This window comes from Methylobacterium phyllostachyos (genome assembly GCF_900103445.1).
GTDB lineage: Bacteria > Pseudomonadota > Alphaproteobacteria > Rhizobiales > Beijerinckiaceae > Methylobacterium > Methylobacterium phyllostachyos.
This window is the reverse complement of sequence record NZ_FNHS01000003.1, coordinates 377,848-388,164: the sequence shown is the minus strand read 5'-3', so window position 1 is coordinate 388,164 and position 10,317 is coordinate 377,848. Positions and strand designations below refer to the sequence as shown.

Below are 10,317 nucleotides of genomic sequence, written 5' to 3'. Positions count from 1 at the left end.
GGCTCAGAAGTTTCCCGAGGCGGCCTCCTTCAGAATCAGCTTCTCCAAGGTCAGATCCGAGATTGCCCTACGAAGACGTTGGTTCTCGGTCTCCAGAGATTTCAGCCGCTCGACCTGATCACCCTTCAAGCCGCCGTACTCGGACCGCCAGCGGTAGTATGTGACCTCGGTCACCTCGATTGACCGGATTGCTTCGGCAACCTTGCGACCCTGCGAGATCAAGACATCGACCTGCCGCAGCTTAGCAACGATCTCTTCAGCCGTATGCTTCTTCCGTCCCATGACGACATCCTCCACATGGCTCAAAGCCATACCTCAGGGAGGACCACTTTTCAGGGGGCAGGCCAAGAGCGAAATCTGCAAAAATCGCTCTGAGATGCAAGTATCGTTGATTCCTCGATTTCAGTGGTGGGTTTCGGCGGCGGACTGACGAGCCCCTGGACCAAGAGAAGACATGGAGGACGCCAGACCGGCGTCCCCCCCGGTGTATGGAGAACAAATCGCGTACATGTTACTGTGACGCGACAGTGGTATCTGTCGCCCGTGATCGAGGTCGGATTTCGGGAGTGACATCATGAAGGTGACGACGACCCGTCTTCAGGTCGGCAACGGCGCCATGACCCTCATCACGTGGGAGAGTGGCCGCCGCATCGTCATCGCCCGCAAGATCGCGCTGTGTGCGGAATATCCCAACGACAAGACGGCCGATCTCCGCACCTCAACCTCAACGACGTTGGGACAGAGACTTCAGTCGCACAACGAGTTGCCCTTCGAGGAGCAGAGCCGACCCGTGATGAAATTCGGGGTCGAACCCATGTTTTGCGTTCATCACCGACGATGCGCTCTGCATCGCGATCAGGCGACCGGCCTCGTCGAACAGACCTGAACCGGAGCCGCCATAACCATCATTGCAATCGTGGCGAGCGCGGCGGATCGCGTCCTCGCTCGGAGGGTCGATCCGCCGGATCGTGCAATGCTCCAGGCTGCTGGGCCCGCGGTAATTTGCGTGTCCCGCCGGTGAGACCATCGTCACCCGCACGGAGACCTCCCCGGTTGGCAGGTCCGGCGGCTCGGGCAACGATTGCGGGACGGCATCGGCCGGACTCGTCAGGCGCAGGATCGCCCAATCATCGGTGATGTGCAGGGCCTCGGCGTCGGGGGCCGTCCCGAGTTGAAGGCTGTCCGGCGCGAACGCGTAGTTGCGGCCAGCAATCTGAAAATAGCAGTCGGAGACCGGTCGTGTCTGCTCCAGGCGCCGATCGCGGAAGTTGTGCGCGTTGAGCACGACCAGGGTCGGATCCGCCACCAGCCACGCGGCCGCCGCCTTTTGCGGAACGCCGTCCGGCCGGCGGCACCAGAGCACGCCCGCCCCCTTGTAACGGCCGAGGTCGGCGCCGGTCAGGTCCCGGCGCCCATCCTGGGGATAGAGCGCGGCTGTCGCAACGGCAGCTCCGCCGAAGAGCGGCACGGCCAGCAGGCATAGGTGCCACGCCCATCCGCGTCCCATCCCACCTCCCTCTCGATCTGCGTTGATCTTGCCACCATGAGTGAGCGCGCTCGCCAACCCCGTCAAGCAGTACGAGCACATTCCACACTATCCGTCGCCGCTTGCCACTTCATCCCGGTAACAAATAACCAAGATCCTGGAGACATCCGTGGTTGTATCTTTGTAGAAACGGGAGGCGATAGCGGTCGTAATAAGTCTTTCATAAGAGATCAACAGCGTAGATATCTTACGATCGACGAATGATCATCGAGATCGACTGACGGTTTATCTTGCGTCGCACAATCATCAGCCGCGAGGCCACAGGGCGCGGCGGCCCGGCGAGGAGATGCACAATGAGAGTCGGACAATTCGCGCGCTCGGTGTCGATGCTGGCCATAGTCGCGGTCGCACCGCTCGGCCTGGCCGGGACCACCTTCGCCAACGACAAGCTCGGCGACCTGGCCAAGAGCGACGACAATTGGGTGATGCCCGGCAAGAACTACGATTCCAACAACTTCAGCGACCTGACGCAGATCAACAAATCGAACGTCAAGCAGCTGAAACCGGCCTGGACCTTCTCAACCGGTTTGCTCAACGGCCATGAGGGTGCGCCGCTGGTCGTAGACGGCAAGATGTTCGTCCACACCTCGTTCCCGAACTACACCTTCGCCCTCGATCTCGACGATCCGGGCCACATCCTGTGGCAGGACAAGCCGAAGCAGAACCCGGCCGCGCGTTCGGTCGCCTGCTGCGATCTCGTCAACCGCGGGCTCGCCTACTGGCCGGGTGATGGCAAGACGCCGCCACTGATTCTGAAGACCCAGCTCGACGGCCACGTCGCGGCACTCAACGCCAATACGGGCGAGACCGTGTGGAAGATCGAGAATTCCGATATCAAAGTCGGTTCGACACTGACCATCGCCCCCTACGTGGTGAAGGACAAGGTGATCGTCGGCTCCTCAGGCGCCGAACTCGGTGTGCGCGGCTACCTGACCGCCTACGACGTGAAGACCGGCGCGCAGGTCTGGCGGGCCTATGCCACCGGCCCGGACCAGGACCTGCTGCTCGCCGACGACTTCAACATCAAGAACGCCCATTACGGCCGGAAGGGCCTCGGCACGGCCACCTGGGAGGGCGATGCCTGGAAGATCGGCGGCGGCACCAACTGGGGCTGGTACGCCTACGACCCCGGCACGAACATGATCTACTTCGGCACCGGCAACCCGGCGCCGTGGAACGAGACCATGCGGCCGGGCGACAACAAGTGGACCATGACCATCTTCGGCCGCGACGCCGATACCGGCCAAGCCCATTTCGGCTACCAGAAGACGCCGCACGACGAGTGGGACTATGCCGGCGTCAACGTGATGATGCTGTCCGAGCAGAAGGACAAGGACGGGAAGCTGAGGAAGCTCCTCACCCACCCGGACCGCAACGGCATCGTCTACACCCTCGACCGGACCGACGGCTCGCTGGTCTCGGCCAACAAGATCGACGACACGGTGAACGTGTTCAAGTCGGTGGACCTGAAGTCCGGCACCCCGGTCCGCGATCCGGAATACGGCACCCGGATGGACCACCTCGCGAAGGACATCTGTCCCTCGGCGATGGGCTACCACAACCAGGGCCACGATTCGTACGATCCGAAGCGTCAGGCCTTCTTCATGGGCATCAACCACATCTGCATGGATTGGGAGCCCTTCATGCTGCCCTACCGGGCGGGCCAGTTCTTCGTCGGTGCGACGCTGAACATGTATCCTGGCCCGAAGGGTGATCGGCAGAACTACGAAGGTCTTGGCCAGATCAAGAGCTACAACGCCATCACCGGCAAGTTCAACTGGGAGAAGATGGAGCGCTTCGCGGTCTGGGGCGGCACTACCGCCACCGCCGGGAACATCGTGCTCTACGGGACGCTCGACGGCTTCATCAAGGCGCGGGACTCCGACAACGGTGACCTGCTCTGGAAGTTCAAGCTGCCGTCGGGTGCGATCGGCTACCCGATCACCTACACCCACAAGGGCACGCAATACATCGCCATCAACTATGGCGTCGGCGGGTGGCCGGGTGTGGGCCTCGTCTTCGACCTTCAGGATCCGACGGCCGGCCTCGGCGCGGTGGGCGCGTTCAAGAAGCTCGCCAACTACACCCAGATGGGCGGCGGCGTGATCGTGTTCTCGCTGGACGGCAAGGGCCCCTACGACGATCCGAATGTCGGCGAGTACCAGCAGGCGGCCGTGAAGTAACCACGACGAACGCCCCCGCCGGCCCCCGGGCCGGCGGGGGCTACGGGGCGGGGCCTGCCCCGGGGGACATGACCTGTCACGGGCGACGCGCCGACCATCAGAACAGTTCAGGGATCAACGCACATGCCGCTCCTCGGCGGATCCATTCGTGCGGCCACCTGCGCCGCCGCCCTCCTCGCCCTGCTGCCCTTCGGCGGGCAGGCGCGGGCTCAGGAATCTGAGGCCCAGGCCGTCCAGTCGGATGCCGCGAAAGCTCCCGTGGCGCCGGCCGCCGATCCCTCGACGCTCCGGATCTGCGCGTCCGAGAAGCAGCCGCCCCTGTCGATGAAGGACGGGTCGGGTCTGGAGAACCGCATCGCGGTGGCGGTGGCCGAGGCGATGGGTCGGAAGCCGGTCTTCGTCTGGCTGGCCAAGCCGGCGATCTACCTCGTCCGGGACGGGCTGGAGAAGCGCCTCTGCGACGTGGTGGTCGGCCTCGACAGCGACGACCCGCGGGTACTGACCACCAAGCCCTATTACCGTGCCGGCTACGTCTTCCTCACGAAGGCCGACAGCACCCTCGACATCACCTCCTGGAAGGACCCCCGTCTCAAGACCATCGACCACATGGTGGTGCCCTTCGGCTCCCCCGGCGAGGCGATGCTCAAGGATATCGGCCGCTACGAGGAGGACATGGCCTACCTCTATTCGCTGGTCGGCTTCCGCGCTCCGCGCAACCAGTACACGCAGATCGACCCCGACCGCCTCGTGAGCGAGGTCGCGCAGGGCAAGGCGGCGGTGGGTGTCGCCTTCGCTCCCGACATTGCCCGCTACGTGAAGGACTCGACTGTGCCCCTGCGCATGGCCCCGGTCCCGAACGACACGGTGACCAGCGACGGCCGCAGGATGCCGCAGGATTTCGACCAGTCCATGGGCGTGCGCAAGGACGATGCCGCCCTGAAGGATGCCCTCGACGCGGCGATCACGACGGCCAAGCCGCGGATCGATGCCATCCTGAAGCACGACGGCGTGCCGGTCATCGCCACCAACTGAACGCTCGTCACAGATCTCTCAAGAGAATTGCGAAGTCTTCGTATGACCGTTTCCAAGCGCATCCTGAGCCTGTCAGCCGTTCTGGCGCTGGGCTCCGCGGCCCTGGCGGGGGCGGTGCGGGCCCAACCGCAAGCCGGTCCGCAAGAGACCGGCATCGTCTTCCGCAACACCATCACGGGCGAGGCGATGGACCTCAACGAGGGCAAGCCCGGCGGGCGGGATACCCCGGCGGTGAAGACGTTCTTCCAGACCGGCAAGAACATCTACATCGACGACAAGTCCTGCCTGCGCAACGGTGAGAGCCTGTTCCTCACCTCCTGCTCGGGCTGCCATGGGCACCTCGCAGAAGGCAAGGTCGGGCCGGGCCTCAACGACAATTACTGGACCTATCCGGCCAACACCGAAGATGTCGGGCTGTTCTCGACCCTCTGGGGCGGTGCCAACGGCATGATGGGCCCGCACAACGAAGACCTGAACCCGGACGAGATGCTGCAGGTGATCGCCTGGATCCGGCATCTCTACACGGGCCCGGTCAAGGATGCCCTCTGGCTGAACGACGCGCAGAAGAAGACCTACACGCCGTTCAAGGAAGGCGAGCACTTCGCCAAGGACACGCCCGGCCAGTGCAAGCCCCTGGCGGAGTGAGCGGTCCAGCGAGGAAAGGCCCCGGCTAAGGGGGCGAAGAAGCGAGGAGACGGCAGATGCGCAAGACGATTGGTGTGGCCATGCTGTTCGCGGCGGCCTTCGCGGGCCCGGCGCTCGCCTATGACGGGCAGACCTGCAAGGCGCCCGGCAATTGCTGGGAGCCGAAACCGGGCTTCCCGGAGAAGGTTGCGGGCACGAAGTACGACCCGAAGCACGACCCGAGGGAAATCTCCAAGCAGGCCGAATCCATCAAGCAGATGGAGGAGCGCAACAGGAAGCGCGTCGAGAACTTCAAGAAGACCGGCAAGTTCGAATACGACGTCGCCAAGATCTCGAACTGAGCGTCACGGGACGCCGGGGCACCGCCGCGGCGTCCCTGCGAACCCGCACCGTCATGGCGCGCGCGAAGCGACTTGGGGCAGCCGGCAGGCGACCTACCCTCGCAGGTCCCTGGATGCGGCACATCGTTCGAGATGACCGCGGCGCTCGATGCACTGAACCGAACCCTCTGAGCACCCCATGAACCCTCCGCGCCCCGGCGACGCGATGCTGACCGACTGGCGCGATGCGGCCGGCCGGTTCGAGGCCGAGATCGCCAAGGCGGTGGTGGGTCAGGGCCGCGCCATCCGCCTCGTCACCATCGCGATCTTCGCCCGTGGTCACGTGATGTTGGAGGGTGATGTCGGGACCGGCAAGACGACCCTGCTGCGGGCCGTCGCCCGCGCCCTCGGGGGCGCCTACGAGCGGATCGAAGGCACGGTCGACCTGATGCCGACCGACCTGATCTACCACACCTTCCTCGGGGCCGACGGCCGCCCCCGGGTCGAGCCCGGCCCGGTGCTGCGGCAGGCGGACGACCTGTCGGTGTTCTTCTTCAACGAGATCAACCGCGCCCGACCACAAGTCCATGCGCTGCTGCTGCGCTTGATGGCCGAGCGGACGGTGACCGCCTTCGAGCGGGAATGGCGCTTCCCGAACCTGCAGGTCTTCGCCGATCGCAACCGGGTCGAGCGCGAGGAGACGTTCGAACTACCCGCCGCCGCCCGCGATCGCTTCCTGATGGAAATCGGCATGGAGGCGCCCCGCGATGCGGAAACCCGGCGCGCGCTCGCCTTCGATCCGCGCTTCCACGACACAGACCGGCTGATCGCCGAAGTGGCGCCGGCGGTGCTCGACCATCGAAGCATCGGCGGGATCAGTAACGCGATCCAGCGCGCGGTCGCGGCGGCCCCGGAGATCGAAACCTACGTCGTCGCCCTGTGGGACGCACTGCTGCGCCCGGCGGAGGCCGGCATCCGCCTGCCCGGAATCGACATGGGCCACCTCGTCCAGGGGGGCGCCTCGCCGCGCGGCCTCGCCTTCCTCGTCCGCGCCGCCCGCGTCCGGGCGTGGCTCGAGGGGCGCGACTGGCTCGTGCCGGAGGATATCCGCGCGATCTTTCCCGACGTGATGGCCCACCGGATCTTCCTCGAACCGGTCCACGAGATGCGCCGGGCCGAGATCGTTCCGGCCCTCTGCCGGGCGGTGTTCGATACGGTGCCGGCCCCATGACGGGTGGCCCGCCTTCCGCCGAGATCGTCTACCTGCCGCGCTGGCGTCCACGCGGGAGCCGCCCCGGCGCCCATCGCGGGCGGGATGCGGGCGGGCTCGGCACCTTTCGCGCGTCCGTGCCCTTCCTGAGCCTGCCGGATGCGCGGCGGATCGACCTACGCGCCACCCTGCGCGACCCGTTCGAGGGTGTCCATGTCCGCCGCTTCGAAACCCGCGTGCCGGTCGAGATCTACGCCCTCGTGGATCTCTCGGCCTCCATGCGCTACCGGGGCGAGGCCGACCGTATGGCGCTGGCCGCCGAACTCTGCGCCGGGCTCGCGGCGTCCGCGACGCGGATCGGCGACGGGTTCGGGCTGATCGCGGCCGACCGGGCGATCCGCGGCGACTTGACCCTGCTGGCGACCCGCCATCGAAGCGCGGCCCTGACCCTCGCGGGCAAGCTTGCGGGCGCCTCCTGCCGTGAGGGCAGCGCCGAGGGGATGATCGAGGGGGCGCATCGCCTCCTCGGGCGGCCCAAGATGGTCTTCGTCGTCTCGGATTTCCGCTGGCCGGCGGATCTCATCCGCCGGGTGTTCGACGCCCTGGCGCTGCACGACACCGTGCCGGTGCTCCTCGCCGACAGTGCAGAGGACGTGGGCCTGCCGGATTGGGGCCTCGCCGAGCTGGAGGATCTCGAAGGGGCCGGGCGCCGGCTCGTGTTCCTACGGCCGTCCCTGCGCCGCCGCTGGATCGCCCGCGAGCGGGAGCGGCGCGAGGCGCTCGCCACGGCTGCCGCCGCGTCAGGGGCGCGCCGACCCTTCGCCCTCATCGACCGGTTCGATGCGCAGGCGCTGAGCCGTCACCTGTTGACGGGTTGAGATGCGCATCCTCGCGATCCTGTTCCTCATCCTTCCGGCCGGCGTGGCCACCGCGCAGGTACGCTCGGTCGAGCTGCGCGTGCCGAGGAGCTTCGGCTATTTCCTCGGAGACCTGCTGCACGTCCGCGCCGACATCGCCCTGGAACCCGGTCTCACCGTGCAACGAGCCTCCCTGCCGAAGCCGGGCCCCATCACCTACTGGCTCGACCTGCGTGACGTCGCCGTCGAGCCCGTTCCCAGCGGCCTCCGTCTGCGCCTGACCTATCAGAGCTTCTACGCTGCCCTCGACCCGCGGCGGCTCGAGGTGCCGGGCTTCACGATCGCCCTCGCGGACAAGAGCCCCGGCGGCACCACCACCGCTCAGGCCGAGATCCCGCCCTGGTCCTTCGGCGTGTCGCCCCTGCGTGAAATCCAGCCGGAGAAGCGGGACGATCCGGCCGATTACCTCCAGCCGGATGGCCGCATCCGGCGGCTCGATCCGGCGCCGGCGGCGACGACAGCGCTCACCCTGGCGGGGTTCGGCCTCCTGGCGTTCGGCCTCCTCGCCTATGATCGCGCGTGGTTCGGGCGCCGCAGGGGGCGCCCCTTCGCCACCGCCGCGAAGCGCCTGCGCCACCTCGTCGGGACCGAACCGGACGGCTACCGGGAGGCGCTGCGCCTGATCCACCGCAGCCTCGACGAGACGGACGGGCGACGGCTCCTGGCCGACGATCTCCCCGCCTTCCTCGACCGCCACCCGGCCTTCCGGCGAGAGAGCGAGGCCTTGAGTCGCTTCTTCGAGGCGTCCCGCCGGACCTTCTTCGGCCGCGAGGTGCAGGCGGCGCGGGAGTTCTGGCCCTGGCCCGACGTGCAGGCGGCCTTGCGCCGCCTCGCCGCCGCCGAGAGGGCCGCCTGACATGCCGGGCTTTCTCGCCTCCTACGGCGTCGCGAGCCCCGGGGTGCTGTGGCTCCTGCCCCTCGCCCTCCTGCCGCTGGTCGCCTCCGGGCGGCGGCGCAAAGCCGTGCCGGCCATCGCGGCGGCGCCTGACGATCCGCTCTCCCGCTGGATCGGCCTCGTTCTGACGCTTGCCGGCATCGCCGCCCTCGGCGGGCTTCTGGTCGGGCTGTCCGGTCCCTACCGGGTGGGGGAGCGGATCACGCGGATCGGCATCGGCGCGCAAGTGTCGATGCTCATCGATCGGTCGGGCAGTATGAACGAGACCTTCGCCGGCAAGCAGCCTTCGGGCGCGGAGGAATCGAAGGCGGCGGCCTCCCGGCGCCTGCTCTCGGGCTTCGTCGGCGAGCGGGCGCACGATCTCTTTGCCGTGACGGCCTTCTCGACCGCGCCGATGCTCGTCCTGCCGATGACCGACCGGCACGACGCCGTGCGCGCGGCCATCGCGGCCATCGATCGGCCCGGCCTCGACTACACCAACGTGGCCCGCGGCCTCGCCATGGCGCTGTCGCAGTTCGGGTCGGACCAGGGCATCTCGCGGGTGCTGCTTTTCATCTCCGACGGGGCGGCGGTGATCGACCCGCGGGTGCAGGACCAACTCCGCGCCGCGTTCGCCAAGGTGCGGCCGAACCTCTACTGGCTGTTCCTGCGCACCAAGGGCTCGCCCTCGATCCACGACCGGCCCGAGGGCGAAGATACGCCCCAGGCCGCGCCGGAGCGCCATCTCGACCTGTTCTTCAAGAGCCTGACCATTCCCTACCGCGCCTTCGAGGCCGAGGGGCCGCAGGCCGTGGCCGACGCCATCGCGCAGATCGAGGCACTGGAACGCGATCCCATCCCCTACACGGAAATCCGCCCCCGCCACGATCTTGGCGGATGGGCCTACGGCGTGGCGGCCCTCGGCCTCCTCCTGCTGGCGCTCGCGGCGCTTGCCGAGGCGGATGTCTCCGCCCGCCGGGCCGCGCGGCGGGTTGCGGCAGCTGAGCCCCTGCGGAGGGCGGCATGAGGCGCTTGTGGGGCCGTCTGCGCCCGAGCCTGATCGTGGCGCTGCCCGTCCTTCTGCTCGCGACGGCGGCCGCCTTCGGCATCGAGGCGTGGCGCATGGAGCGGGCGAACCGGACCATCGCCGCCCTGGAAGCCGGAACCGATGCGGCGGTCTCCCCCGGCGCGCCGCCTCCGGTCCTGGCCGCGCGGGTGGCCTTCCTCGCCAAGCGCGGACGGTTGGATGAGGCCGAGCCGCTGCTCTCGGTCCTTGAGGCCGGCGACGACCGGGGGGACCTTGCCCGTGCCCGCTACGCCCTCGCCAACGCCCGGATGCGCGAGGCCTTCGGCCTCCTCGCCCGGGGCGAGTTGGACAAGGCCGGGCCGCTCGTGACCCTCTCCCGCCAGGACTACCGCCGGGCGCTGCGCGAACGCCCGGACTTCTGGGACGCCAAGTTCAACCTCGACGTCGCCTCGCGGCTGATCCGCGACTATCCGGAACTCGACCGCACGGATGGCGACGAACTCCGAGCGGAGCCGAAGAAGATCTGGACCGACATTCCCGGCCAGCCGCGGGGCGGGCCGTGA

At 67.6% G+C, this 10,317-nt stretch carries 10 protein-coding genes and 1 pseudogene; 9 read left to right on the top strand and 2 right to left on the bottom strand.

What is annotated here, in order from left to right; translation table 11 throughout:
• Window positions 1-12: 12 nt before the first annotated feature.
• Both BLQ49_RS07090 and BLQ49_RS07085 read right to left on the bottom strand, forming a co-directional pair.
• A pseudogene (locus BLQ49_RS07090) lies at window positions 13-282 on the bottom strand (transposase); the annotation flags it as partial.
• 442 nt (window positions 283-724) lie between these two features.
• Window positions 725-1,507: a S1 family peptidase gene (locus tag BLQ49_RS07085; RefSeq protein ID WP_244507483.1), complete on the bottom strand. Its 783-nt coding sequence runs from the start codon at window positions 1,505-1,507 to the stop codon at window positions 725-727.
• Window positions 1,508-1,839: 332 nt separating this feature from the next.
• On the opposite strand from BLQ49_RS07085, the gene BLQ49_RS07080 reads away from it, so the two are divergent.
• The 9 genes from BLQ49_RS07080 (at window position 1,840) to BLQ49_RS07040 (ending at window position 10,317) form a co-directional block, all read left to right on the top strand.
• Window positions 1,840-3,729 carry a methanol/ethanol family PQQ-dependent dehydrogenase gene (locus BLQ49_RS07080; protein ID WP_208859019.1) on the top strand — a complete coding sequence of 630 codons (1,890 nt, stop codon included), beginning with the start codon at window positions 1,840-1,842 and terminating at the stop codon, window positions 3,727-3,729.
• Between the two features lie 123 nt (window positions 3,730-3,852).
• A complete protein-coding gene (gene moxJ / locus BLQ49_RS07075; protein WP_091714491.1) occupies window positions 3,853-4,761 on the top strand; it encodes a methanol oxidation system protein MoxJ in 909 nt (302 codons plus the stop codon).
• 42 nt (window positions 4,762-4,803) lie between these two features.
• Window positions 4,804-5,406, top strand: coding sequence for a cytochrome c(L), periplasmic (gene moxG / locus BLQ49_RS07070; RefSeq protein WP_091714490.1), 603 nt, complete (start codon window positions 4,804-4,806; stop codon window positions 5,404-5,406).
• 56 nt (window positions 5,407-5,462) lie between these two features.
• Window positions 5,463-5,747 carry a methanol dehydrogenase [cytochrome c] subunit gene (locus tag BLQ49_RS07065; protein WP_091714488.1) on the top strand — a complete coding sequence of 95 codons (285 nt, stop codon included), beginning with the start codon at window positions 5,463-5,465 and terminating at the stop codon, window positions 5,745-5,747.
• 178 nt (window positions 5,748-5,925) lie between these two features.
• On the top strand, window positions 5,926-6,957 hold the full coding sequence (locus tag BLQ49_RS07060; RefSeq protein ID WP_091714487.1) for an AAA family ATPase: 1,032 nt from the start codon (window positions 5,926-5,928) through the stop codon (window positions 6,955-6,957).
• Complete coding sequence (locus tag BLQ49_RS07055) at window positions 6,954-7,814, top strand: DUF58 domain-containing protein (protein ID WP_091714485.1); 861 nt, start codon at window positions 6,954-6,956, stop codon at window positions 7,812-7,814. The genes BLQ49_RS07060 and BLQ49_RS07055 overlap by 4 nt, the downstream gene beginning before the upstream one ends.
• Window position 7,815: 1 nt before the next feature.
• Window positions 7,816-8,709 (top strand): nonribosomal peptide synthetase MxaA, encoded by an 894-nt coding sequence (locus tag BLQ49_RS07050; protein ID WP_091714484.1) that lies wholly within the window; start codon window positions 7,816-7,818, stop codon window positions 8,707-8,709.
• 1 nt (window position 8,710) lies between these two features.
• Window positions 8,711-9,754 (top strand): vWA domain-containing protein, encoded by a 1,044-nt coding sequence (locus BLQ49_RS07045; RefSeq protein WP_091714482.1) that lies wholly within the window; start codon window positions 8,711-8,713, stop codon window positions 9,752-9,754.
• Window positions 9,751-10,317, top strand: a complete 567-nt coding sequence (locus BLQ49_RS07040) for an MxaK protein (protein WP_091714480.1) — start codon at window positions 9,751-9,753, stop codon at window positions 10,315-10,317. Before BLQ49_RS07045 ends, BLQ49_RS07040 begins: the two co-directional genes overlap by 4 nt.